Source organism: Bacillus sp. JCM 19034, from assembly GCF_001310635.1.
GTDB lineage: Bacteria > Bacillota > Bacilli > Bacillales > Bacillaceae_D > Halalkalibacter.
The window spans coordinates 471312-496686 of the sequence record NZ_BAXR01000001.1; the positions used below are offsets into that span (position 1 = coordinate 471312).

Annotated in this window: 27 protein-coding genes and 4 pseudogenes; 12 read left to right on the forward strand and 19 right to left on the reverse strand. The window is 34.7% G+C overall.

Annotated features, from left to right (window positions below):
• Positions 1 to 432 precede the first annotated feature (432 nt).
• The 3 genes from JCM19034_RS02475 to JCM19034_RS02485 all read left to right on the forward strand — a co-directional run bounded on the left by JCM19034_RS02475 (position 433) and on the right by JCM19034_RS02485 (position 3487).
• Positions 433 to 630, forward strand: a complete 198-nt coding sequence (locus tag JCM19034_RS02475; RefSeq protein ID WP_156323846.1) for a hypothetical protein — start codon at positions 433 to 435, stop codon at positions 628 to 630.
• A 646-nt stretch (positions 631 to 1276) separates the two neighbouring features.
• The gene (locus JCM19034_RS02480) at positions 1277 to 2359 is read left to right on the forward strand and encodes a tyrosine-type recombinase/integrase (RefSeq protein ID WP_062046986.1); all 1083 of its coding nucleotides are present in this window, start codon (positions 1277 to 1279) and stop codon (positions 2357 to 2359) included.
• A gap of 384 nt (positions 2360 to 2743) precedes the next feature.
• Positions 2744 to 3487 carry a glycerophosphodiester phosphodiesterase gene (locus tag JCM19034_RS02485; protein WP_062046988.1) on the forward strand — a complete coding sequence of 248 codons (744 nt, stop codon included), beginning with the start codon at positions 2744 to 2746 and terminating at the stop codon, positions 3485 to 3487.
• Between the two features lie 92 nt (positions 3488 to 3579).
• On the opposite strand, the pseudogene JCM19034_RS02490 reads toward JCM19034_RS02485, so the two are convergent.
• Positions 3580 to 4098, reverse strand: a pseudogene (locus tag JCM19034_RS02490) (methyl-accepting chemotaxis protein); the annotation flags it as partial.
• 120 nt (positions 4099 to 4218) lie between these two features.
• The gene (locus JCM19034_RS02495; RefSeq protein ID WP_062046991.1) at positions 4219 to 5061 is read right to left on the reverse strand and encodes a hypothetical protein; all 843 of its coding nucleotides are present in this window, start codon (positions 5059 to 5061) and stop codon (positions 4219 to 4221) included.
• Positions 5062 to 5240: 179 nt separating this feature from the next.
• Between JCM19034_RS02495 and JCM19034_RS02500 the strand changes: the two genes are divergently transcribed.
• Positions 5241 to 6197: an L-lactate dehydrogenase gene (locus tag JCM19034_RS02500; protein WP_062046993.1), complete on the forward strand. Its 957-nt coding sequence runs from the start codon at positions 5241 to 5243 to the stop codon at positions 6195 to 6197.
• 48 nt (positions 6198 to 6245) lie between these two features.
• Here the strand turns inward: JCM19034_RS02500 and JCM19034_RS02505 are convergent.
• Positions 6246 to 7417, reverse strand: a pseudogene (locus tag JCM19034_RS02505) (LL-diaminopimelate aminotransferase).
• Between the two features lie 168 nt (positions 7418 to 7585).
• On the opposite strand from JCM19034_RS02505, the pseudogene JCM19034_RS02510 reads away from it, so the two are divergent.
• Positions 7586 to 8226, forward strand: a pseudogene (locus tag JCM19034_RS02510) (trimeric intracellular cation channel family protein).
• A 65-nt stretch (positions 8227 to 8291) separates the two neighbouring features.
• Here the strand turns inward: JCM19034_RS02510 and JCM19034_RS02515 are convergent.
• The gene (locus tag JCM19034_RS02515; RefSeq protein WP_062046996.1) at positions 8292 to 8852 is read right to left on the reverse strand and encodes a hypothetical protein; all 561 of its coding nucleotides are present in this window, start codon (positions 8850 to 8852) and stop codon (positions 8292 to 8294) included.
• Positions 8842 to 9222 carry a hypothetical protein gene (locus tag JCM19034_RS02520; RefSeq protein WP_082393689.1) on the reverse strand — a complete coding sequence of 127 codons (381 nt, stop codon included), beginning with the start codon at positions 9220 to 9222 and terminating at the stop codon, positions 8842 to 8844. The genes JCM19034_RS02515 and JCM19034_RS02520 overlap by 11 nt, the downstream gene beginning before the upstream one ends.
• A 216-nt stretch (positions 9223 to 9438) precedes the next feature.
• Here JCM19034_RS02520 and JCM19034_RS02525 point away from each other — a divergent pair, with 216 nt between their 5' ends.
• Positions 9439 to 10428: an AbrB family transcriptional regulator gene (locus tag JCM19034_RS02525; RefSeq protein WP_156323847.1), complete on the forward strand. Its 990-nt coding sequence runs from the start codon at positions 9439 to 9441 to the stop codon at positions 10426 to 10428.
• 289 nt (positions 10429 to 10717) lie between these two features.
• On the opposite strand, the gene JCM19034_RS02530 is transcribed toward JCM19034_RS02525, so the two are convergent.
• A complete protein-coding gene (locus JCM19034_RS02530; RefSeq protein ID WP_062047005.1) occupies positions 10718 to 12097 on the reverse strand; it encodes a Glu/Leu/Phe/Val dehydrogenase in 1380 nt (459 codons plus the stop codon).
• 133 nt (positions 12098 to 12230) lie between these two features.
• On the opposite strand from JCM19034_RS02530, the gene JCM19034_RS22160 reads away from it, so the two are divergent.
• Positions 12231 to 12386, forward strand: coding sequence for a hypothetical protein (locus JCM19034_RS22160; protein WP_197276331.1), 156 nt, complete (start codon positions 12231 to 12233; stop codon positions 12384 to 12386).
• Positions 12387 to 12408: 22 nt separating this feature from the next.
• Here JCM19034_RS22160 and JCM19034_RS22735 read toward each other — a convergent pair whose 3' ends face one another.
• The 3 genes from JCM19034_RS22735 to speD form a co-directional block, all read right to left on the reverse strand.
• The gene (locus tag JCM19034_RS22735; RefSeq protein WP_231686773.1) at positions 12409 to 12558 is read right to left on the reverse strand and encodes a hypothetical protein; all 150 of its coding nucleotides are present in this window, start codon (positions 12556 to 12558) and stop codon (positions 12409 to 12411) included.
• Entirely contained in the window at positions 12558 to 13517 is a 960-nt protein-coding gene (gene ytvI, locus JCM19034_RS02535; protein ID WP_062047007.1) for a sporulation integral membrane protein YtvI, read from the reverse strand. The genes JCM19034_RS22735 and ytvI overlap by 1 nt, the downstream gene beginning before the upstream one ends.
• A 61-nt stretch (positions 13518 to 13578) precedes the next feature.
• A complete protein-coding gene (speD, locus tag JCM19034_RS02540; protein WP_062047008.1) occupies positions 13579 to 14382 on the reverse strand; it encodes an adenosylmethionine decarboxylase in 804 nt (267 codons plus the stop codon).
• Between the two features lie 105 nt (positions 14383 to 14487).
• On the opposite strand from speD, the gene JCM19034_RS02545 reads away from it, so the two are divergent.
• The 4 genes from JCM19034_RS02545 to JCM19034_RS02560 all read left to right on the forward strand — a co-directional run bounded on the left by JCM19034_RS02545 (position 14488) and on the right by JCM19034_RS02560 (position 16586).
• On the forward strand, positions 14488 to 14748 hold the full coding sequence (locus JCM19034_RS02545; RefSeq protein WP_062047009.1) for a hypothetical protein: 261 nt from the start codon (positions 14488 to 14490) through the stop codon (positions 14746 to 14748).
• 217 nt (positions 14749 to 14965) lie between these two features.
• On the forward strand, positions 14966 to 15334 hold the full coding sequence (locus JCM19034_RS20765; RefSeq protein ID WP_062047010.1) for a VanW family protein: 369 nt from the start codon (positions 14966 to 14968) through the stop codon (positions 15332 to 15334).
• A gap of 46 nt (positions 15335 to 15380) precedes the next feature.
• Positions 15381 to 16331 (forward strand): calcium/sodium antiporter, encoded by a 951-nt coding sequence (locus tag JCM19034_RS02555; RefSeq protein WP_062047011.1) that lies wholly within the window; start codon positions 15381 to 15383, stop codon positions 16329 to 16331.
• A gap of 69 nt (positions 16332 to 16400) precedes the next feature.
• Entirely contained in the window at positions 16401 to 16586 is a 186-nt protein-coding gene (locus tag JCM19034_RS02560) for an H-type small acid-soluble spore protein (protein ID WP_062047013.1), read from the forward strand.
• 61 nt (positions 16587 to 16647) lie between these two features.
• Here the strand turns inward: JCM19034_RS02560 and gndA are convergent.
• From gndA to JCM19034_RS24495, 6 genes and pseudogenes are all read right to left on the reverse strand, one after another.
• A pseudogene (gene gndA / locus JCM19034_RS02565) lies at positions 16648 to 18053 on the reverse strand (NADP-dependent phosphogluconate dehydrogenase).
• Positions 18054 to 18146: 93 nt separating this feature from the next.
• Positions 18147 to 18566, reverse strand: coding sequence for a DUF4129 domain-containing protein (locus tag JCM19034_RS02570; RefSeq protein ID WP_062047015.1), 420 nt, complete (start codon positions 18564 to 18566; stop codon positions 18147 to 18149).
• 146 nt (positions 18567 to 18712) lie between these two features.
• Positions 18713 to 19480: a hypothetical protein gene (locus JCM19034_RS02575; protein ID WP_062047017.1), complete on the reverse strand. Its 768-nt coding sequence runs from the start codon at positions 19478 to 19480 to the stop codon at positions 18713 to 18715.
• The gene (locus JCM19034_RS02580) at positions 19470 to 20567 is read right to left on the reverse strand and encodes a DUF58 domain-containing protein (RefSeq protein ID WP_062047019.1); all 1098 of its coding nucleotides are present in this window, start codon (positions 20565 to 20567) and stop codon (positions 19470 to 19472) included. Before JCM19034_RS02580 ends, JCM19034_RS02575 begins: the two co-directional genes overlap by 11 nt.
• Positions 20564 to 20914, reverse strand: a complete 351-nt coding sequence (locus JCM19034_RS24490; protein WP_370621778.1) for an AAA family ATPase — start codon at positions 20912 to 20914, stop codon at positions 20564 to 20566. The genes JCM19034_RS02580 and JCM19034_RS24490 overlap by 4 nt, the downstream gene beginning before the upstream one ends.
• Positions 20911 to 21534, reverse strand: a complete 624-nt coding sequence (locus tag JCM19034_RS24495; RefSeq protein WP_370621779.1) for an AAA family ATPase — start codon at positions 21532 to 21534, stop codon at positions 20911 to 20913. Before JCM19034_RS24495 ends, JCM19034_RS24490 begins: the two co-directional genes overlap by 4 nt.
• Before the next feature lie 224 nt (positions 21535 to 21758).
• Here JCM19034_RS24495 and JCM19034_RS02590 point away from each other — a divergent pair, with 224 nt between their 5' ends.
• A complete protein-coding gene (locus JCM19034_RS02590; protein ID WP_062047021.1) occupies positions 21759 to 22466 on the forward strand; it encodes an MmcB family DNA repair protein in 708 nt (235 codons plus the stop codon).
• A gap of 5 nt (positions 22467 to 22471) precedes the next feature.
• On the opposite strand, the gene JCM19034_RS02595 is transcribed toward JCM19034_RS02590, so the two are convergent.
• Genes JCM19034_RS02595 through JCM19034_RS02610 form a run of 4 tightly spaced genes read right to left on the reverse strand, consistent with a single transcriptional unit; the run spans position 22472 to position 25291 of the window.
• Entirely contained in the window at positions 22472 to 24274 is a 1803-nt protein-coding gene (locus tag JCM19034_RS02595; RefSeq protein ID WP_062047022.1) for a PAS domain-containing sensor histidine kinase, read from the reverse strand.
• Positions 24275 to 24291: 17 nt separating this feature from the next.
• The gene (locus JCM19034_RS02600; RefSeq protein ID WP_156323850.1) at positions 24292 to 24459 is read right to left on the reverse strand and encodes a hypothetical protein; all 168 of its coding nucleotides are present in this window, start codon (positions 24457 to 24459) and stop codon (positions 24292 to 24294) included.
• A 59-nt stretch (positions 24460 to 24518) separates the two neighbouring features.
• Complete coding sequence (locus JCM19034_RS02605) at positions 24519 to 24974, reverse strand: BMP family ABC transporter substrate-binding protein (RefSeq protein ID WP_062047026.1); 456 nt, start codon at positions 24972 to 24974, stop codon at positions 24519 to 24521.
• A complete protein-coding gene (locus tag JCM19034_RS02610; RefSeq protein ID WP_062047028.1) occupies positions 24971 to 25291 on the reverse strand; it encodes a hypothetical protein in 321 nt (106 codons plus the stop codon). The genes JCM19034_RS02605 and JCM19034_RS02610 overlap by 4 nt, the downstream gene beginning before the upstream one ends.
• Positions 25292 to 25375: the final 84 nt, after the last annotated feature.

Sequence of the window (25375 nt, forward strand, 5' to 3'; positions counted from 1 at the left end):
CTATCAATACCTCTTAGGGAATACGAGGTGGAAAAAAGTAATTATTTATTTTATCTACCTTTTTCAATTTAATAGATAAAAGTGATCTTTTACATATTAATATAGAAAAAGATGAAACTATAAGTACATTTAATATTAAATAATTGAATTAATTATTGAAAGGAGATGAACTGTGAAAAGGTTATTACTGTCTTTAATTGCATTCTTATCATTGTTTGGTTGTAAATCTGATATGCTTTTTGACACAAAAACAGAGGCAATACATTACTTTATGTTAGAAATAGCACAAAAAGATTATAAGATCATTACGCAATTTCCAATTTCTCATGATGAAGAGATTATTTTTTCGAGCAAAATAATACTATAAGTCATTTGAAATTAAGTTATGAAGAGGGATCTTATAGAATTATCGAATTTGGCGGTAGTTATAGTTTGCCAGTACAAGAGGATTATAGTTTCATTGCTTTCTCTATGGAAGACACCACCATATTAATTGGAAAAGTTTTTGATTCATCGATAAAGAGTTTAGTTTATAAGACTCCTACTGAATCAGAACAAATTGAATTAAATGATGATGGTTATTTCTACTTCATTACTGATGATTATTATGGGAATATTGAGTTAAACTAATTATATTCTTGAGGAAAAAGATGAAGAAATTTACTATTATTTTATCTATTTAATTTGCATTATTATTAGGTACTCATTCAGTTTCTGCTAGTAGTAGTGAAAGATATGAAGTGGATTATCAGGAAAACGCCGTTTATGATACACATGAGGATATTTATCTAGAACGTCCTATTCTAGTAACCGAAAATGGTATAGAAGAGATAGACTTAGAGGATTTTCACCTAGATTAAACAGAACTTGGGGTTGGCTTTCATAATACTTGAATGGCGTACCAATGGGAGAAACTTATGTTTCAGCTTCTTCTCCTAGAAAAGTTGGGAGTTTTACTGAAGGTACTTATTATTTAGTGCGAACTTAATAATAAAAGTGATTCAAACTCCCGTTTAGTTTCAAATACAACCTGATTAAGGAAAACTTTTAAAAAGTATTCCTTATTCGGGTTTTTTATATTATATAATTTAAAACATTCAAATATAAGAACCTGAGTAAAATCCCCAATGTTACCAATATATAAAATATCATTTGTTGGTTTTATTATGAGGAGTATTGAATATGGACCATGATTTTTCAATAATTATAACGTTCCATGAAACATATATTTCACAGAACGTAAATTTTGCGATAAAATACTATTGAGGTGATATAGTTGTCATTACTAGCAAAAATTAATGTGAAGATAAATGATCCTAATTCAAATAATAAACAGTTGCATTCATTGAAACATTTCAAACAAGTTCACCAAATGCCAGTGTTTATCCAGGAATACTTACTCAACCTTTTGTCATTAAAATATTCAGCTAATACGATCCAACGTTATATTTATGATTATGTAGACTTTTTCCGTTTTATAAAATTTGCAACTGATAATAAGGATTTAGATTTAACAAAAATTACACTAGATGATTTCCTTGAAATTAAAAAAGAAGGTATCGAACATTACATATCATATTTGTCTATTGAAATCGAAAACGAACCAAAAACGATTAATCGCAAAATCTCTGCTTTACAATCATTATTTGATTTCTTGATTGTACGTGACTATACCACTTATAATCCTGTCGCATCTGTAAGCCGACCAAAGAATCCAAAAAAGGAGCCTATCTATCTTACAAGCCATGAAATAAAATCGTTGCTACGTTGGCTGAACAATCGAACGTATGAAACAGAAAAACAAGCCTTTTACCAAGAAAAACTTAACAAACGAGATTATGTTATTTTTTACTTGTTCTTATTTACTGGGCTACGCGTTTCGGAGCTGGCTTCTTTACAACTTAATTCTATTGATATGTCTAATCAACTTATCAAAGTCATTGGAAAAGGAAATAAAGAAAGGTCGATTCCAGTGACTGAAGAAACACTAACCATTATCCAAGATTATTTACATTCAATACCTACGAACCATCGTCCAACTTTACTGACTGATCATTTAATCATCGGTTATGATCTTACCAAAAAGAAATACACGAAAAAATTAGATATTACAACAATTCAGAAAGCAATTAATAGGACTCTAAAAAAAGCCAAAGATGATTTACCTTTCTTATATAATAAACGTATTACTGCACATAAACTAAGACATAGTTTTGCAACTGAACTGACAGCAAAAGGGGTCGATATCCTAACCATTCAAGTGTTATTAGGACATAGTAGTGTGTCTACAACTCAAATCTACTCTCATGTACAGAAAGAAGCACTTAAAAAAGCTATTACATCATTAAATTTTAATTAAAAAAAAGCCAAGCGGTTTGTATTACCACTTGGCTTGTTCTATTATAATCTAAGAAATCAATCGTTATTGGCTTTACCTTTTTATCCACTTACCTCTACAACTTCTTTTTTTTTTGAGGAAGTTTTTCTTTCAACCTGATTCTATGATCATAAACTCTCTTTAGACAAAAATTAGTTCAAGATTATTAACAACTATAACTAAACTGCATGTTTGTTTTCCTCAAACCCTATTATGCTACTACAATTTCAACATCGACATTATTTATGTTAACCATTAATAACACCCTTTTAAGTTTTTGTAAAGATCACGCTACTATCGAAGGAAACTTATTCGTTCGTAACGAATATAAGCAATATCGAAGGATAGAAAAAGGAGCGTATTCATATGAAACAACAAACAGCCATTTTTGCTCATCGAGGCTTTTCTGCACGTTATCCAGAAAATACGATGGATGCTTTTCGGGCAGCACATAAATTTGGTGCAGACGGAATTGAACTAGATGTACAATTAACAAAAGATAAAATACCAATCATTATCCACGATGAAACGATTGACAGAACAACAAACGGTACAGGCTATGTAAAAGACTACACATTAAATGAACTGAAACAATGGAATACAGGGACGCAAACAAACAATGACCATTTCGGATCGATTCCAAGTTTAGAGGAGTATTTCAAGTGGGTACAACAAACCGATCTTGTCACTAATATCGAATTAAAGAACGGCATTATTTTATATGACGGGCTGGAGGAAATAGTTTTATCATTAATTAATGAATACCAGTTAGAAAACAAAGTGATTATTTCTTCTTTTAACCACTATAGCCTTGCAGAAGTTTCGCGATTAAACCCGAAGATCGAAACAGCGATCTTATTTTTGGAAGGATTGTATAAACCGTGGGATTATGCTCGAACAGTAGGTGCTAGTGGCCTTCATTGCTATTACCCTATTGCACAAAAGCCTTTAGTTGAACAAGCACTAGTGGAGAATATCGCAGTCAGACCATTTACTGTAAATAGTGAAGATGATCTAACAAAAATGATTTCGTTTAACTGCTCGGCAATTATAACCGATCACGTTGATAAAGCGGTAGCGATACGTAATCAGCTTCAAGACAACGGATAGAGTACATCTTTTATACTAAATAAAAAACCGCTCCTAGAAGAAATTATTCTTTGGAGCGATTTTTTAGCTGTAACAAGTTTGATACATTTTGCTTACGTCACATTTTTCCCCATAATTTCCTCCGCCCGAACTGAAGTTGCTTCGACTAGCTTTACAGTTTCCTCATTTTCATGTTTTAACGTTTCAATCGTTGCGGTAAGTTCTTCAAGACTAGCTGATGTTTCATAAATAATGCTAGCAAGTGAGCGAGTTGATTCATCTACGTTTGACGATTGTGTTTGGACATCATCCGTAAGCTGATCAAACTCATTAAATTGATTTGTTAGATGCTGCAATGTATCTGTTATTGTAGAAAAATTACTTGTCACAACATCTGTTGATTGTAAAATAGACTCAAATTGCTGATCACTTTGTGATAACTTTTCGACAGTGAGCCTGTTATGTTCATTAACATCTTGTAAATTTGCCGTGATTTTCTCTGTCATTTGATTTGTAACATCTGCTAACTTCTTTATTTCATTTGCCACAACAGAAAAGCCCTTCCCAGCTTCACCAGCTCTAGCTGCTTCAATGGATGCATTTAATGCGAGTAAATTGGTTTGCTCAGTAATATCACGTATATCACTTGTAAAAGTAGTTGTTTCCTCTATTTTTCCTTGTTAATGTTTTAAACGTCTCATTTAATTCACCGAAAAAGGTTTGGAGTTCATTCATCGCTAGCTGTAATTCACTCACAAGCTTCTGTCCTTCGCTAGCTTGATTGGCAGTTGAACTCGTTTGTTTTTTAATGAAACGGACTGTTCGTTTAAATGCTTCATCATTGATAACGTTGTTTGTGCATTCATTGAAATATCAACAACTTGTTCACTTTGCGTTTGGCTCCCTGCAGCAATTTGGTTAATAGCAGTCGCCATTTCGGTTTGTGACTCAAGATTTGTTTGCAATTTTCCTTTAGTTTGGACTACATTCTCGGTAATATCAGTTAAACCATTAAATAAAAACATTTTTTGTCCTGTTTCTTCAATACTTTTCTTCTCCTCATTTTTAAACATCTCTTGCATCGAAGTAAACTGCTTCTGGTTAATCCGGATCATACCAAATAAAACAAGACTGAATAATAAATAAATTAATAAAACAAACGGCTGTAACGAAACAAACGGCTCTTGCTGTGCTTCACCGAGATTAAACTCGACGACCATCATGATTAAACCCATTATTAAGCCAATCCCATACACAGAATAGCGATAATGAAACGAAGAGAAAAGCAAATAGAAAAACGCAATAAAGATGACACTAAATCCCCCACCAAAAAATAAAGTAAACGAGATCGTATAGGTGGCAACAATTAAAGTATAGAAATATGGAAATAATTCAATCTTATTTACTATGTATGAAACAATGATAAATGCAGCAATCAAAACAATCATTTGACTAAAATAATACAAACCTAACTGAATATCTGCTCGTACAAAAGCTAAAGACATACCAACTAAAAGACTAATCGAATAAATAATTAGCATCATTTTGTTCTTTAATTTATAATCTTTTAGCACCATTCCTTTTACACTATCCATGCTGCTCCACCTCTTCAAATAAGATCAATCACACTACTATTTTACCATATTTTAATTTCAATTTGTTTTACAATTAAGTATGAATACTTTGTGAAATATTGAGCAAACTTATGGATAAAATTTGAAATAGTGGTATGATATCTATATAGTATAAATCAATTGATTAAGGGTGTGATTACATGACTGCTATTAAATTAAATCGAGTTGCACTAATCGGGACAGGTTTTGTCGGTTCAAGCTATGCCTTTTCACTTATTAACCAAGGTATTGTTGATGAATTAATTTTAATTGATTTAAATACGGAAAAAGCACAAGGAGATGTGATGGATCTCAACCATGGGAAAGTGTTCGCACCAAACCCAACACATGTACGTTTTGGAACATATGAGGATTGTCATCATGTAGATATTGTTGTCATATGTGCAGGTGCGAATCAAAAGCCTGGAGAAACTAGATTAGATCTCGTTGAAAAGAACATCAAAATCTTCAAAACAATCGTTGATAGCGTGATGAATAGTGGGTTTGATGGAATCTTTTTAATTGCAACAAATCCAGTCGACATTCTTACTTATGCAACTTGGAAATTTAGCAAACTCCCTAAAGAGCGTGTTATTGGTTCTGGAACAACACTTGATACAGCACGCTTTCGTTTCATGCTAGGTGAGTATTTCAATGTGTCACCTGCAAATGTACATGCCTATATTATCGGAGAACATGGTGATAGTGAATTACCAGTGTATAGTCTCGCAGATATTGGTGGGGTTCCGATTACAAAAATGATTGAGCGTAATGAACAATTTAAAGAAGAGGATTTACAACCATTGTTTGAAAATGTTCGTGATGCCGCCTACCATATTATTAAAGGAAAAGGTGCGACTTACTATGGTATTGCGATGGCCTTAGTTCGGATAACGAAAGCGATTTTAAACAATGAAAATGCTATTTTAACCGTCTCATCTTATCTTGATGGTGAATATGGAAATCACGATGTTTACATTGGTGTACCTTCTATTATTAACAGAGAGGGCATTCGTGAAATTGTCGAGCTTGATTTAAATCAAGAGGAAGCTAAAGCCTTTTCTAATAGTGCTAACATTTTAAAAGATATCCTTTCTCCACACTTTCATATAAATTAATTACAAGATGACTTTTAGTAAGCAGAGTGGGTTAACCTCCTCTGCTTACTACCTTTCACAAAATAATTGGCTCGTTTTTAGTTGAAGTACGGCTTTTTCTAATACTTCATCATCTTGAACAAAAGCAATTCTCATATAGCCTTCCCCTTCCGAACCAAATGCTGTACCAGGAATCATAACAACCCCCGTCTCATCAATGAGTCGATATGCCAAATCTGACGATACGATCGAAAAAGGTATTTTCGCCCAAATGAACATCGATGCTTGCGGTTTTCAACCATCCAACCGATTGAATGTAATCCATGAACTAACGTATCACGTCTTTTTTTATAAACCTCTCGTAAATGATCGCTATAGCCTGATTTATCCAGTAACGCACGTGCTGCAGCCTTTTGAATAGGTATAAATACACCAAAATCCAGGTTTGACTTCAAGCGTTTTAATGCTTGAATAACGGTCTCATTTCCCACTACATATCCAATACGGCAGCCGGCCATATTAAAGCTTTTCGATAGGGAATTAAATTCAATCGCGACATCTTTTGCACCTTCAATTGATAGTAAACTTATTGGTTTTCTCTCATAATATAGCTCTGAATAAGCAAAATCATGTAATAAAAAAATGTGATGCTTTTTTGCAAACTGAACGACTTTTTCAAAAAATGCTTCATCTGCCATAGTTGGTATCGGATTTCCTGGCATATTTAAGATCATTAATTTTGCTTTTTCTCTTATGCTGTGTGGAATGGCTTCTAGATCAGGTAAAAATTCATTTTCCTGCTTTAATGGCATAGAATAAGGTATAGCACCTGCTAAACTAATTCCTGCTGAGTATGCTGTATATCCTGGATTAGGCACTAAAATGATATCTCCTTCATTAGCAAATACACTTGGAATGTGTACAAGACCGTCTTGAGAACCCATTAGTGTTAAAATCTCATCTTCCTTGTTCAACTTCACATCATAATTTCGAACATAATACGAATGTATAGCATCATGCAGCTCACTAATCCCATCTAAAGCATACTTATAATGATGAAGGTTTCCTACTTCCGATTTTAATTCTTCTATAACAAACGGCGGCGGGGGTAGATCAGGACTTCCGATACTTAAGTCGATAATTTGTTGACCTTCTTTTGCTTTCTTTATTTTATAATCGGCTAATTCATTAAAAATACTCTTTTGAAAATGCTCCATTTTTTTAGAAAACGCTACAAACATTTAGACACCTCTAGTTATTGTTTTCCTGTATTATACCAATTTCACTTATCCAAACAAGTAAATCCGAACATTTTTATGAAAATATTTAAAAAAGTTCACTATTTTTCTTTTATTTGCTTTATAATGTTGGATGTATGTCAAAGTTCGTTTGAAGGAGTGTACTTCGCTGTGGTATGGGATGTTTTAAATATTATCGGAACAATTGCTTTTGCCCTAAGCGGAGCGATGGTTGCATTAGACAAAGAATGTGATTACGATTTATTAGGTGTTTATGCACTTGGGTTTTGCTGTGCATTTGGTGGTGGGGCAATCCGTAACTTACTTATTGGCGTTCCCGTTTCAGCACTATGGGAACAAGGAACTTTATTTATCGTAGCCTTTATTTCTATTACACTATTATTTATTTTCCCTCGTCTTTTTATGAATCATTGGCATAAGTGGGGACAGACAATGGACGCATTCGGACTTGCCGCTTTTGCGATACAAGGAGCCATGTTTGCAATAGATGCCAGGCTACCTTTAATTGCAGTTATAACGGCAGCAGCCTAACTGGATGTGGCGGTGGAGTTGTACGGGATTTACTTGCGAAACGTCAGCCAATGATATTTAGAAAAGAAATTTACGCACTTTGGGCGATGGTAGCTGGTCTATTAATTGGACTTAATTTATTTCCATCAGATATGAGCTTATATTTATTACTTGGAATCATTGTTACACTAAGGCTTTTGTCCGTTCATTTTGATTGGCAATTACCAAAATTACAATTTAAACAGACAAATTCCTCGCACTATTATAAATCATATAAATAAGTGATCTCTTTTCATTCTAGATAGAAAAAGCGAATGAAGCTACATTATTAGCTTCATTCGCTTTTTTATTTAAAAATTATTTTAATTATTTTAGACATCGACATGCTGCTATCAACCTCATACGTACCAGGTTTTAAGTTTTGAGATAAATCTTGATCTTCGACTTCATCAAAGAAATCCATTGCTCGATCTATGATGTTCGCTCGCTCAAGTGCCTGTCCTACATCAATACTAGTCATCCCGGATGTAACGGTTAATATTGTTCGATAAATAACTTGCCCGTCTTCGACATTTTCTAATTCATCTTCTAATTCACTAATTTGCTCAAGTAAATCAGTGAGTTCATCTTCATGATCCGCCGTCATATCATCAAGAAGAGCTTGCCACTCTTCTTCTTTCTTAACGATATAACCCTCAGTTAGTAATTTATCCATTATTTCATCTACTGACGGTTCATGTTCAACAATCACATCTAATTCAGTCTCTTCAATTTCTAAATCGAGTGATTCTTCTTCTACCTGGTCACTCTTATTGGAGCCTCCTGATTCTACCGTATACGTAATACCGCAAACAGCACCGGCAAGAAGAAGACCTGAGGCAAATGCCCTTACTGTCTTAGCTTTCATTTGCCGCTTGTCTCCTTTCTGGCTTGCTTTCTATATAAGGAGTTAACAGTAGCGTAACCTCATTAGTCGTTAATCCTTTTTCATTTGCTATCCCTTCTACTGAATACCCTCTTTTGTACAAATCTAATAAATCTCTAAATATTTTACGATCTTGTGCCGTTCTAGAAGGTATTTCCGCTTCTTGGGCGATAATTTCTTGATCTAGTTCTAAATTGCGTATTTGCTCTTGCAGGCGATCAACCTCCTCCATAACAGAGACTGAAAATTGTTCCATCTCTCTTTTCTCTGCTGATTGCTCTTTAGAAACGATAGACCAACAAAGTAAAATAATCGCAACTATAAAAATGAGAAGTAACGCCCATCCCATCATTTACACTTCCTTCCTATTAAATGTACGTAATTCAACCATTTCTTATTATACATTGAAAGTAGCATAATTTCGATTTAAAATATAAAAATACGACAATAGTCAGAAGTTCGACAAGAAACATAGTCTATTTATATATCGGAGTTGACCGACATTTATGAAACCACTACGGATAACTGAGATCATTATCTATGCGGTGCTAGGGGGATTTATTGCGTATTGGCTTTCTATCCCACTTCCATGGTATTAGGTCCATTTATGATGATCATCGTATGGAAGTACATTCGAAAAAAGTCCTATATATGGCCAAACCCATTAAAAAATTCAAGTTTATCTATTTTAGGAATCTATTTTGGGCTTTATTTTTCACTAGCCTCCTTGCAAATAATCGTTCCATATCTACTTCCCTATGTATTTATTACTATTTGTTTAATCATTATAAGCATCACTATCGGACTATTGCTTTCAAAGTGGCTTCCTATTGACCAAGTTACAAGTGTATTTAGTACGATTCCAGGCGGATTAACGGAAATGGTGATTGCAAGTGAAGATATGAAAGCAAAATCATCGTATGTTCTAATTTTTCAAACGATTAGACTTATTACCGTACTCTTTACCGTTCCAACAACTGCTGTCCTTTTATTTCAAACGACAAGTTCACAGCCAGAATCACTTTTAGCTTATCACGAACCTACAGCTGCTTCCCTATTAACATACGGCTGGTTTATTATTCCTATTGCTGTCGGATTTTTCTTTAAAGACAAAATACCAGCTGGAATAGTCCTAATCCCGATGCTCCTAACTGTCGGTATTAACTTAACGATAATTGATTTACCATCAATTCCCGAATGGATACTGATTGTCGCTCAAATCTCAGTGGGCATCAGTTTAGCACAAAATATTTCGATAAAAGATATTAAAAGTGGAGGCGTTTATTGCATTCCTTATTTTCTTGCCTCTATGTTAATCATTAGTGTGTCATTCGGATTAGGCATCTTAATGTCAGTCATTACTACGATGGATCATGCAACTGCAATATTAAGTATTGCACCAGGCGGATTAATTGAAATGGGATTAACAGCCTCCTCCGTTGGTGGAGACCCAGCTGTTGTTAGCTCCTTACAAATGATTCGCATATTTATGATTATTACCATTGTCCCGGTAACTTTAAAGTGGTATTTTAGTCGAAAACATAAGATTCATGAATAGCGTATCCATAACGAATAAAGAGATCGCTTACTAACGCTACTACAAACACTTGGCTCTTGTCCTGCAAAAGTGCTATTTCAAGGAATATAAAAAAGTCCACTTAGGAAGAATTCATTCTTAACCTAAGTGGATTTGTTTTACTTGTTTGAAAGTTCCAGGCCTTAGTTAGATACCTTTATTTGTATCAGACTCTTATAATTTTGTTCGTAGTTTAGAAAATATGTAGCTATCTTTTTTCAGATATCGAATCTAAGCTATGCTTTTGATAAGTTATTATTCTCCTTACCATTTAATACAACTTCCCTTGCTTAAACAAAACATTTGATAGCTTCATGACAGAGTGAATATAGCAATTTTGCCTTAATGGAAATGGATCTCCAAAAAACTGAGGTAAGATCGTTTCCAATGTTGTTTGCATTTTTTGATAGAGCATTTTCGTAATTTCATCTTCTGAGCGAAATTGTGTTTCTCTTCCTTGCAGCCACTCAAAATACGAAACAATAACCCCACCTGCATTTGCTAAAATATCGGGAATAATAATAACTCCTTTATCATTTAAATGCTCATCTGCTTGTGCTGTAACAGGTGCATTTGCTCCCTCAACGATAATTTTCGCTTTAACATGTTCAACGTTTTCCTGATTAATTTGATCTTCTAGTGCTGCTAGAACTAATACATCCACATCTAATGTTAAGATATTATCATTCGGATTAATCGTTGCTTTAATATTATATTCATCTAACTGCTGTTCATTTGCTGGCAAATCGCCATTATGTGCTTTAGCAAATGTCATTAATGATGGTATATCTAACCCTTCTGAATTGTACAGCATCACATTTCGATCACTTACACTAACAACTTTATTTTGTAAGTACGTGCAATGGTAAGCTTCGAGTGCCGCGATAGAACCTACATTCCCAAACCCTTGTACTGCAATCGTCAATGGTTTATCTTCATACGATAATAAAGATTTTGCATATTGATTACCCGTATTCGTTAACAATGATTTATTTTCCTTTAAAAACTGATGAAACAAATAACGTAATGAAAAGTAAACTCCTTTACCAGTCGCTTCTCGTCTTCCTAAGGATCCACCATTGGCTATACTCTTTCCCGTTACACTTCCTAAATATGGCTCCCCTGGTCGAATGCTTTTATATTCTGCCATCATCCAATCCATTTCTCGTTCACTTGTGCCAACATCTGGGGCTGGTATATCTTTATCTGGACCTAAGCTATCACTAAAATATTGAACATATTTCTTACAAATAAGATTTAATTCCTTGATAGATCGTTCACGTGGATTAATAATAACTCCACCCTTACCACCTCCAAATGGAACATCATGTAAGGCATTTTTCAACGTCATCAAAGCTGCTAAATTAATCACTTCTCCTTCATTGACCGTTTCGTGAAATCGAATGCCTCCCTTATATGGACCTAACGCATTGTTATGTTGAACTCGAAAAGCTGGAATTCGAACAACTTCACCATTTTCTAAAGAGATACGTAGAAATGATTTATGTACTTTGTTAGGTGTTGATAAAATGGCAGTTAATGATCCAAATGCTTTCGTTCGTGCTTCTCCGGTTAATTCCCGTAAAAATTCACCATTTCCCATTAATGCCTCTAACGACTGTTTAATAATATCACTCGTTTGTTTTGCCATCCTAACCCCTCCATTTTCCTTAAGCTTTCCTTATTTACGTAATTTAGCCATATGTTCAGTTATATTATACATGAATCATGATGGGTACACTAATGAAGTAACAGAATAAGTTTAGAAGGAGGCGTTAAAATAGATGTCTGATGAAAAGATACATGATCGTTACGTAGCTGCTAACTTAGACTCGGAAAAAGTTGCCGAGATCCAAATGATTGAAGAGCGTTTTGCAAAAGAATTAGGTAAGAATGTTCGACTTGTCGCATATGAAGAGAGCCAGCATAATCCAACATAAAAGAGAGATGAGTGAGTGAAAATCACTTTTTTCCTTCACTCATCATAACATTCCAAAGATCATGCCATACATGTTCTTGATATAAGGAAACAGCAATTACTAATAAAATTGGACCTAATGCTAAACCAATTACACCAAATAATTGAAATCCAGCAAATAGTGCGATTAACATTAAAAGCGGATGCAAGCCATATTTGAAGATAATACTTTAGGCTCGATTAATTGGCGGATTAACATCGCGATTGCAAATAGTAGACTTAACCCAATCGCAAACAAATAATCAGCTACAATAAAAGAATAAATAACCCAGGGTAATATGATAATGCCTGTACCAAGATACGGAATAAAATCGATTAAACCTATAATTAAAGCCATCGTTAAAGGATGTTCCACATCTATAATGAGAAACCCAAAAAAGTAGATCAAAGCTGTTATCGAAATTAAAATACATTGTGCATATAAATAGCCTATGACTTTCTTTTGTAATGATTTAATAACCGCATGAATCCGTACAATTACACTTTGTGAAGTTCTTTTTTTTATTTCGCTTACGTAATGATTCCAATCTCGACTAATGAAATATAAGGACAAAAGTGTAACGATCATTGCCGTAAAGGTGAAAGGCAACGCAGTCACAACATGAGATAAACCATTTGCAAGTGATTGTCCCATAACCCCTAATAAAATTGCCAATTGCTCCCCTAACTGTTCAATGCCATTCTCCAAAAAAGAGCGTTGATTCGTTTCTAATCGTTCGATAAAGCCGATACTTGAATTCCAAAATGGTAGGATATGTTCATTCATATAAAACTGTAACGCGACTGACGCTTTTTCAATATAAGGTGGAATATAATGTGATAAATAAACAACGCCATCTATGACTAACCAAATAATAAGTGTAATGAGAGTACCCAATACACCAAATATAAAAAAGATAGCTACCATAACAGATAACGTTCGTGGTAGCTTAATCTGTTTCTCAAAAAGCGTCACAAGTGGATTCATTAAAAAAGCGAGGAAAGTGGCAAGAAGAAAAGGGAATGTGACCATAAATAGCGTTGATAATAGATACCACCCTATGATCAGACCGATAATTAACATAACTAGCCGTGTAACTTGAGCCGTATTCATTTTAACTCTCCCCTTTTTATTCCCACACATCTTGTCCATAATTATGAAAGCAAGTCGTTAATTATTCAGTTTTTTCCTTTCCATAAAATATTTCATCCATTTCATTTTTCACTTTTGCTTCAATGTCGCCTTTTTCCTTTTCGGTTAATCCTTTATTAGGCCTAAACAAATAATCTGCTATATCGAAATTCCGAATCCGACACTTTGTATAATAAATTTGCTCCTTAGGTACGTTCGCATCATACATGTCATATGCCGCTTTTATTTTGTCAGGAAGGTAATCTTGAATAGAATCTATGTCATGATCAATGTATAATTTATGGCCATTTACATCTCTCGTAAACCCACGTACTCGATAGTCAATCGCCATAATATCTGTTTCAAAAGAATGAATGAGATATGGCAACGCCTTCAAAGGTGATATCTCCCCACATGTTGAAACATCGATATCGGCTCGAAATGTACTAATTCCTTCATATGGATGGTACTCCGGGTACGTATGAACTGTAATATGACTTTTATCCAATTGCATAACAACAGAATCAGGCATTGGGATATGGTCATTATTTGAATCAACCGGAACTTCGACAACAGGACCTTCTGATACGAGTATCGTTACACTCGATCCTTGAGGTACATAATCTTGCTTAGCTATATTTAAAATATGAGCACCAATCATATCAGTGACATTTGTTAATATATGTTGTAAGCGGTCAGCGTTATACTCTTGATCAATATATTCGATATAAGCTTCCCTTTCTTTTTTCGTTTCTGTATAGCATATGTCATACATATTAAAACTTAATGTTTTCGTTAAATTATTAAAACCATGTAGCTCAATTCGTTGATTCGTTTGATCGTTCATTATCATTCCTCCTCAATCACTTATTTTTACCATTCCCAAAAAATGAATAGCTAACAATAGAAATAATTCATTTGACACATACTAACGTCAGGAGGTATTAAAAAAATGCTAATTTTCGTTTTATTGTCCTTTTTAATCTCATCACCAGCAACTGAAGAACCCTTTATGATCTATCATGATGAAGAATTGATCTATTCTATTGATCATCAATCATTACAGAATCCATTATTAGGTGATTCAGTCATAAATGATCAACAAGTCGATGAAATGCTTAGATCTATTGACGTGCAAGTAAGAAAGCCGGCAAAAAATGCGAGGATAGGGAAAAACGGTGCTATGATTGCCGAAGAACAAGGTATAGTTTAAATCAACAGCTTATGACTCAATACATTTTGGAGTATTTCTATAATCAATCAATGACGAATATAAAAGCACCTCTTATCGTTACTCATCCAAAAGTTGATCTTGAATTACTTGCTCATATAAAAACAAATCAGCTCAGTTCTTTTACAACTTATTTTAATCAAAAACACAAAAAAGAACTCATAATATAAAATTAGCGGCAGAATCTATAAATAATGTTGTGCTATTTCCAGGTGAGGTTTTTTCATTTAATACTACTGTAGGTAAACGCACGATTGAACGTGGGTATTTGCCAGCTCCTATTATCATACGGGGTGAGTTGTCTGAAGGAGTTGGTGGAGGGATATGTCAAGTGTCATCAACATTATTTAATGCAGTTGATCTCGCCCATTTAAAAGTTATTCAGCGTTATAGCCATAGTAAACAAGTCCCTTACGTCCCTCCCGGACGAGATGCTACAGTTAGTTGGTATGGTCCAGATTTCTCATTTCAAAATAATTATAATCAACCTATATTAATACGAAGTTTCGTATCTGGTGGACAAATGACGATTTCGCTCTTTTCCTCAGATGATATTGATTTACAATAGTTATGTAATACGGTACGTGAAATTATTATAGGATGTGAAAAATCTAATGACCTATTTATTGTTGATTATTGGTTTCCTGTTGTTAATTAAAGGAGCGGACTGGTTCGTCGATGGCTCAGCTTCAATTGCAAGCATTTATAAAATATCTCCGCTTATTATTGGTTTAACGATAGTAGCATTCGGAACAGGTGCACCAGAAGCAACGGTTAGTATTATTGCAGCCTTGGAAGGTAATGCAGATGTTACGATCGGTAATATAGTTGGAAGTAATATTTTAAATTTATCATTTGTAGTTGGACTAACAGCGGTTATTTACCCATTAAAGGTTCAATCTGTATCGATTCGAAAAGAGATTCCTTTTGCCTTTCTCTCTGCCGTTGTATTGTTAGCCCTTTTGTTTGAATCTACTTCAGACGATTTTCTTTACCTCATTACGCGTAGTGATGGTGTCATATTGCTTTTGTTTTTTTCTATTTTTATGTATTACGTTATTGAAGCTGCAAAAAATAGCCGAAATGATTCTATTGAAACAGCAGTTGAATCCGTCTATTCTTTGAAAAAAAGTATTGTTTACTCCATTTTAGGTTTGATTGCCATTATTATTGGCGGATATTTAGTCGTTGAAACAAGTACAACAATCGCCTATCAGTTCGGTATGAGTGAAACACTTGTTGGATTGACAATCGTTGCCATCGGCTCGTCTTTACCTGAGCTTGTCACATCTATTGCTGCAGCGATGAAAAAACATAGTGAAATGGCTTTAGGTAACGTCGTCGGAAGCTCTATTTTTAATGTTTTCTTTGTGTTAGGATTGTCATCTGTTATTACTCCATTAACCGTTGTATCGATAATCACCATTGATATCATTGCACTACTCATTTTAACTTTAATGTTATTTATATTTTCTCGGACAAGCTATACGATAGGAAAAACAGAAGGTCTCATTTTATCATTATCCTATATCTCCTACCTCATTTACATTATCATTCGCAATTAAACGGAATAAGACGTTTTACGATTAGGGAAAATACAGTTGAAACAGTCATTTTAGAAAGGAGTTTTGTTCATGAATGTTTTTCGTGCTAAAGAAATTTCCGAGTTGCCTGAAATGAAGCATGTTACCTATTTAGACCAACAAATTTATATTCAGCATGTAGACGAGCAAAATGAAACAGCACGAATTTTCCCTCTCAACGAGCCTGAACATGAATTTGATGTAGATGTTAGTTTATTAACAGAACATTCATTTTAAATCAAAAAAAGCTGTTCCAAAGGGCAACTCCTTTAGAACAGCTTTCTCGTATTTTCGAACATTATTCCATCCAGTTTGTATGGAATACGCCTTCTTTATCAACACGTTGATACGTGTGTGCACCAAAATAATCGCGTTGAGCCTGAAGTAAGTTTGCTGGTAGTACAGCAGAACGGTAACTATCGTAATAAGCTAAGGCACTTGATAATCCTGGTACAGGAATTCCTAATGTTATAGCCGTAGCAACAACCTCACGTGCTGCCTCTTGATACTTTTCAACGATTTCTTTGAAATACGGATCAAGCAATAGATTTGTTAAGTTCGGATCACGGTCATATGCCTCTTTAATGTTTTGCAAGAAACGAGCACGAATGATACAACCGCCACGGAAAATCATTGAAATATCTCCAAGGTTTAAATTCCAGTCGTACTCTTCAGAAGCTACTTTCATTTGGGCAAAGCCTTGTGCATATGAAACAATTTTACTTAAGTAAAGAGCTTTACGGATCTTTTCAATAAATTCCGCTTTATCTCCATCAAATGTTGTGTTTGGTCCATTTAAAATTTGGCTTGCTTTTACGCGTTCATCCTTCATTGCAGAAATGAAACGTGAAAATACAGATTCAGTGATAACTGAAAGCGGTACACCTAAATCTAATGAACTTTGGCTTGTCCATTTACCCGTTCCTTTTTGACCGGCTGTATCTAAAATAAGATCCACAAGCGGCTTTCCTGTTTCATCATCCACTTTTGTGAAAATATCCTTCGTAATTTCAATTAAATAGCTGTCAAGCTCGCCTTCATTCCATTCGCTAAAGGTTTCATGAAGCTCCTTGGCACTTAACCCTAATACATTTTTCATTAAATGATACGATTCACAAATTAATTGCATATCACCATATTCAATTCCATTATGAACCATCTTCACATAATGTCCTGCTCCATCTGGTCCAATATACGTTGTACACGCATCATCACCAACTTTTGCAGAAATAGCTTCAAAAATCGGAGCTACTAGCTCATATGCTTCTTTTTGACCTCCAGGCATAATAGATGGTCCTTTTAGAGCTCCTTCTTCTCCACCTGAAACACCCGTTCCAATGAAATGAATACCTGATTCAGCCAAATCTTTATTACGACGACGAGTGTCTTCAAAGAACGTATTACCACCATCAATTAGAACATCACCTTTATCTAAATGTGGTAACAATTGCTCGATTGTTGCATCAGTAGCAAAACCCGCTTTAACCATTAGCATAATTTTACGAGGTGTTTCTAGTGACTGAACAAATTCCTCAATGCTATATGTACCAACAACATTTTTCCCAGCTGCTTCCTTTAGCATTTGTTCTGTTTTATCAGAAGATCTGTTATAAACAGAGACAGAATATCCTCTACTTTCAATGTTTAGGCTAGATTGCGTCCCATTACAGCAAGACCAATCACACCAATTTGTTGCTTACTCATCTCTACCACTCCTCTTTCTTAACATTTTTTTATTCTACCATATTTTCGTTCTTATTTTATCATGAACATGACAATTTTAAAAAAATTTCGATTTTATTGTTTCATTCCTATCTTTTCAACTTCCATTACCTTACGTTCTTCAATTGGTTTGTCACTATAACGAGCAGCATTATAGAGTTGATCCAATTTCTGAAGCGATTGACTATCCTCTGTTTGTTTCATTTTGATTTTTGATAATACTTCATGTGCCGTTAAATCTTTACGATAAACGAACCCGCGTTTTATTTGACCCATAACCATTTCACGGTAAATATACCTGACTTTTTCACTATTTGTTAATAAGGACCACTTTATACGTCTTTCTGAAACAGTTGTTACAAATTGTATTACATTGTTTGCCTTGTTTTTAAACCAACTTTTAACATTAAGTAAACTTTCCTTTTCATCAATATAAATGTTCACCCCATCTGTACGGTCGTCACCTGGCAGGAGACGGTTGACTAATGTTTTCAAATAATCAATTGCTCGTGAAAGAAATGATTTTAGCTTTCGAAAAATTAGTAAGATAGCGACTAGTAGAAGGACACAAGCTAGAAACAAACCGAGATAGGAAGCGAACTTATCTAGCAATTGGCCAAGTAATGACGGTTCCGTTGGTTCTATTTGTGGAAAAGCAGGCTGTTGGACTTGTGGGCTATCGTTAATAACATTGGATTTATCGGTACTGAATAATGTTGCAAAAATAGAACAACACGACCGACTGCATTTCTTATAAAAATCAACACATCCCGTACGAAACCTAGATTCGCCAATAGAAAAAGCAATACTATCGTTCCTACCATAAATAGACGATTTTGAAGCGTTAACGATCTCCCTATTACAGGACTTTTCTCCTTAGAATAGGTTGCCCTTCTGAGCATTGAATGATTAGAAATAAATAATGTGACCAAAAGTGTTAGTATACCTGCTACCTGAAAATGATCGCGATATTGGTTTAGCTGTTCGATGTGCTCATAAAAGAAATAACCAACAAAATAGCAAGGTAATGCCACTGTCCAAAAGTAATGAACTTTAAATAGATCATCAATATCGTATTCACGATAAGCGAATGCACGAAACATAATAAAAGTGTAAATACAAATAAAGATCGGCCATAGAAAGAACGATATTGATGTGAAAATGCAAAATAATCCTCCGATAATCAAACTCATGATCGTTATCGTCATAACCGATACTATTCTTTTATTACTTGTAATGAGTGTCGAAATAAAATAAGCAAGAGCAAAAACAAATGGTAATGTAAATAGCCACAATGAACGTATATCCTCATTTAATGCAAGTAAGGCAATCGTTAACAAGAGAGGAAAAAGCAGTAAGTACTCAAGTATACCAACCATGACTATTTGCAGATGTCTTTTACGATGCATACACATCACCTGCTCCCCTGTCATCTTCTAATAAGAGCGTTTCAACACTGTGACCCTGTTTCTCAAGAATGGTAATATGATGTTTTACTTTTTCAGTTATGACGTTTGTAATAATAAGAAAATCAGTTTTTTCTCGTTGGCGGGTAACATCTTCCTCTAAAAACTCATAAAACAATGAACTAATATCGGTATGAGCTTTTGCCATATGATCTAACATGAATGTTAAGTGGCTATGACCGTTTCCTGGCGTTATGCGAATGGATTCTTTTTTATCACGATTGGTCACTAAATAAGAATTACAGCCAAATCCTGTTGCAATACCTTGATCGATCGAATAATGGGCAATAGAAGCAGCATATGATAACGCCCTTTCAATTGTATCCTCGTTAACAATCGGTCTCCATTTATCTTCTGTCTGATCAAAGTTCACATAAATCATCAGACAAAGATCTGCGGTATAGTCATATTGATTAACTTGCATTTTTCCTGTTCTAGCTGTCGCCTTCCAATTAATCGTGTGCATCGGATCACTTGTAGAATATTCACGGACACCAGCTACTAAAAAAGGATCTTCAATAATCCAACGTTTCACCATGATCTCCCCTACCCAGCTCTGTGCTGGTAAAGGAATATCCTCTTTCTCCCTAATCTTTGGAAATACTGTAACCGCAGCTGATGAATGTACCGTTTTAAACGCTTCATCAAATCCAATCGCATCACCCGTTGACATCGAAACCGTTTCAAATTGGTAATAGCCTCTTTTCGTGCATAATACTTTTTGTCGCCGTTTAATTTTTTGATATGGCATTAAACTAAATAACGTTCGATGCATTTCACCTCGGCTCGTTCCTTCTACTTGTCCAAACTGCAAATTTTTATTAATTTTTGATTCTAGCCGAACCCATGGTACAGGTAAAAGCTTCTTATTGGCTATCTCATCAATCAATTCAATTTCTTCACCTACGTATGCTGTTGCTTGACTAAATGTACGATGATAATCAATTTTAGCTAATCCCCATCTTACATATATAACTCCTTGAAGAAAAAAGAATATCACCGTTATGAAAATGAGCCATGCGATGCTCATAATGTTGTCATTCCTTTTTCCATAGATTCTGTTGGTACGGCAACATTTGCAAGCACTTCTTCTAAAATTTTTCTCGTTTCATTTCTCTTAAATTTAGCAGCATGTGACAGGACAAGCCTGTGAGCAACGACCGGCTGTAACATTGCTTTTATATCATCTGGTGTCGCATATGTACGTCCTTTAACAGCTGCATAAGCTTGTACAGCTCTTAATAGTGCTTGGCTCCCTCTTGGACTAATACCTAGTTCGATGTTAGGATGGTTACGAGTTTCTTCAACAATTTGAATGATATATTCATAGAGATCATCATGTACATAGACAGAAGTGTACATTTTTTGTGCTTTCATAATATCCTCAATTTCGGCAACAGGTAGAGTGTTTCGACTGGATTTCCTTCCTTGAAACGCTTTAAAATCTCAATTCCTTCTTCCTTTGATGGATAACCTAAATCTAATTTCATTAAGAAACGATCTAGCTGTGCTTCCGGTAAAGGAAAGGTTCCTTGACTTTCAATCGGGTTTTGCGTAGCAATAATCATAAAAGGTAATTGTAGAGCTTTCGTTTCTCCATCTATTGTTACTTGCTTTTCTTCCATACATTCTAGTAAACTAGATTGCGTTCTTGGCGTCGCCCGATTCACTTCATCAGCTAAAACGATATTCGCAAAGATCGGCCCTTTACGAAAAGTGAAATCATGCTCCTTTTGACTATAAAAATTTAATCCTGTAACGTCAGCTGGCAATAAATCCGGAGTAAACTGAATTCTGTTAAAGGTGCACGATAGTGATTTTGCTATTGATTTAGCAAGCATTGTTTTCCCCATGCCAGGGACATCCTCTAAGAGTACATGACCTGATGAAATCATCGCTACTAACAATTGGTCTATGATTTCATCCTTTCCAACCACCACCCTTTGAATGTTGCTCTTGACCTTTTTTGCTAAGTCTTGAATAAACGATACATCCATTTGTATCTCTCCCATTTTTATATTTTTCGTTGTTCTAACGTTGCTTATAGTTGTCCCCTTTACATATGATTACGTTTTCAAAATTAGAACATCTTAATAGTTGTCCTTCTTACTAATCTATGATACAAAGAGAACACGAAAAGTTTTATTACTAACTTCCATTCTATAATGATCACAGCTAATAAAGCAATTGTTAGAACAAAGACAAACAGAGAGGGTTTTATATGGAAAGTCATCTTCATAAACATTTAAAAAAAGAATCACTTTATTGGCTTAAAGAAAAAATGACTGACTTATGTGCAAATGAGGTGAAGCTCTTTGTCCGTAGAAAACGTGTAATCGCTGATGCAGTTGGGATTAATATGAAACGTAAAGAAGTTCGCATAATTGAAGTGAAAACAAGTCGGCAAGACTTTCTACGGGATGAAACATTATATAGTGAGTATGGTTACCACCATTTAGCACATTACTGCTATCTACTTACACCTGAGAATTTGCTAGCATTAGAAGAACTCCCTAAAGGCTACGGTTTATTAGAAATTGATGAATTTGACAAAATAACAGTCAAACGAAAACCAACAAAAAACCAAAAACCATTCCTTAAACTTGAAACAATCATTAAACGTACCGGCAGAGCAGCAACAAATACCCTTTTATATAAAGAGCTGTCATATGATACGAAGGATGTTACTAGCGGTGCTTTTTCCAAAGGAGCAACCATTTTTTTAATTAGTGCTACTTGCCCGCAATGTAAACAACGTAACAAATATTTAATCGAAAAAGGGCAGCAAACAGTTGAATGCCTTAAAAAAAGTTGTCAACAAACAATTCCATTAGATAAAGCTCGCGTACATACTGTTACCGGTTATAATCAAGAATTTCTTCGGCAAATACTACATTTAAGCACAAAGGAGGATAAGGAGCTTATTTAGGCTCCTTATCCTCCTTTTATTGGTAAACGAATGAGAAAGGTCGTTCCTTCATCTGAGCTAGACCATAATGTAATATCCCCGTGATGATTTTCAATGATGCGTTTAACAATTGTTAACCCTAAACCCGTCCCGCTTTCTTTTAATGTTGAAAAAGGCTCAAAAATATCACCTTGTTTTTCCTGCGGTATTCCAGCTCCTTCATCAACAATATATACTTCATAATCATCCCCAACTTTTGAGTAGATATGAATATTGCCACTATACTCCATAGCTTCACTACTGTTTCGGATTAAGTTGTAAAAAACTTGTTTTATTTGCTTTGCATCTAATGCTAAAGGAACCGGATCTAATTGTACAGTGATCTCAATTTGCTCCGTATCTGGTGATTGCTTCATTAATGGGATAATCTCGTTTACCACTTCTTCCAGATAGCATGTTTTAAAATGTGGTGCACTTGGCTTTGCGAGTAAAAGCATTTCTTCAATGATAAAATTAATTCGCTCTATTTCTTTCATTAATAGCGGCATACGGTAATAATCGTGCTGCTCTTTAGATAGAGATTGACTCATTATTAATAAAAAACCGTGAATAACCGTTAAAGGGTTTCGGATCTCATGGGCAGCCCCTGCAGCCATTTCACCAACTAGTGCTAGCTTTTCAGACTGGTGTATGCGATTTTCTAACTTTTCTGTTTCAGTTATATCTATAAATTGGAAGATCCGACCAATTGCACACCCTTCCACATCTCGCAAATTGGATTGCGAAACAAGAAAAAATAGATCCTTTTCTTCCTGCTTATATACAACCTTAACATTTTGGCACAGCTGTTCGGATCGTAAAATCTCCCAGAATTCATTATTTTCTGATTCAATTGGAATCGAAGTAACATCGGTTAAGGTTTCGGCAACCTGCCCCAATAAACCATGTGCTGCCTTGTTTAAGACCAATTGGTTAGATTTATAATCAATTATTACCATTCCAATAGGTAGAGAGTTAACAATTTGTTCCCTATATTGCTTATCATTTATAATTGTTTCAAATGACTCCTTCAATTTTATTGACATTCGATTTATTGAATGAGTTAAGGCCTCTAATTCAACTTGTTGATTTTTCGTTTTAAACGTTAAGCCATATTGTCCGTAAGCAATCCTATTTACTTTCTTTATGAGTAGTTCAATTGGTGAAGTTAGCCCATTACTAATCCGGTAGGACAAATAAATCGATATAATAACAACAATGATTGTAACGACCGTTAATAAAGCTAATGCCGTTTCAATAATATTAGTAAATTCATAGGATTTATTTTGTAATTCATGGTAATTTTCCGTTTGTTGCTGCTCAACTTTGGTTTGTAATTCATTCAGCTCCGTCAAATACACTTCTTCCAAGAAACGTTCCGCAGATTTTGTATCGTCATAGTTGATAAACCCTTGTAATTCATTATGTATTAGAAAATCAAGTAAATGCATTTCACGCGATAATGTTCGAAGCTGTTCAGGTGTTGTGAAATGATTTATTTCTTCTTCTTCATCAAATTCAATAGAATTATAGTGGTCAACAATATCACAGCAAGTACCATTCGCAAGAACGTCTTTGATTAATTGCCTCTTAGCTGCCAGTTCCCTCTCCCATTGACTTAACAGTATGACTGTTGGTACATCTTGATCTCGTAAATCAATACTAACTTGATTGACATCTTTAATAAACTGTACTAGAAGTAGCGATAAGCTACTTAAAACTAATGTAATGATGAGAAGAGCAGATAATATTTTTGTCCTAAATGTCATTCGGTTTAACCAATTATCCATTACAACCTCTCCTCAATTTAAAAAACCAAATCTCCTCTTTCATAACGTTCCATTTCATGAAGAATAAAATCAATCTCTTTTTGTGTAAACATTGTACCAAAAGGTGATAGCTCTGTGACAAATTCCTCATGCGATAGTATAATATCCCCAGCAGGTATGCCCTCCTCACTATAATAATCTTCCATAATGGATTCATAGACTTGCGGAATATTGTGCAGTACACTTGTCAAAACATGATTAGGAGCTAGATAGCTTGATCCTCTAAATAGCCGATAACGTAAAATCCTTTAGTTTTAGCCATATGGATAATATCAGAATTATAAGCATTTCCTCGTGTGTAAACAACATCTACACCCTTATCCAATAACCTGTCCATGAGTTCAATTGCTTTTTCGCTGTCAACACGACTGTTAACCGACTCATGATATAATATAGCTTCTGGTAAATAGTATTGTAAAGCAAGCTCAAATTCATTTTTTCTTTCTTTAATATAGAAAGAATCCAATATCGCAATTTTATTTGATTTTGTTTTTAGTGCTGCTGCCAATGCGGCAAAATAATCTGCCTCGCCTTGGTTGAACGTATACGCGGTTTGATTTGCAACTGTAGCTTCTCCTTGTATGGTCACAAAATGAACGTCTTCATACCATAGTGCTACATTGGAAAACGGGGTTGAAAATTCACGTCCGTGACCAATCACAATCTCAGCCCCCACTCAGCAGCTTGTACGATCGTTTCAGTAATCATTCGCTCATTTTGTTCATCAACTTCATCAAATAGTACAACAGATACTGGAAATCGCTCTTCTATTTTTAATTTACCTTTATAAGCTAAGCTTCCCCAGCTTTGATCTCCAAGACAGTCAGACGTTATAATCGCAACCTTTGTATGTTCAAACTTCGTACTCGCTTTTGTATCTTGAATAACTCCATACACTTTAAATAAAAGGACTAATAATAAAATAACAGCTAATCCAATTGTAATGCTTAAAATAAATCGAATTTGTTTAGCCTGCATCAAGAGCCCTCCTTTGTTTCTATTTTCTTATCATAACGAATAAAAGAGCGAATTACCATATTCAAATTATTTTTTTCTGTATAA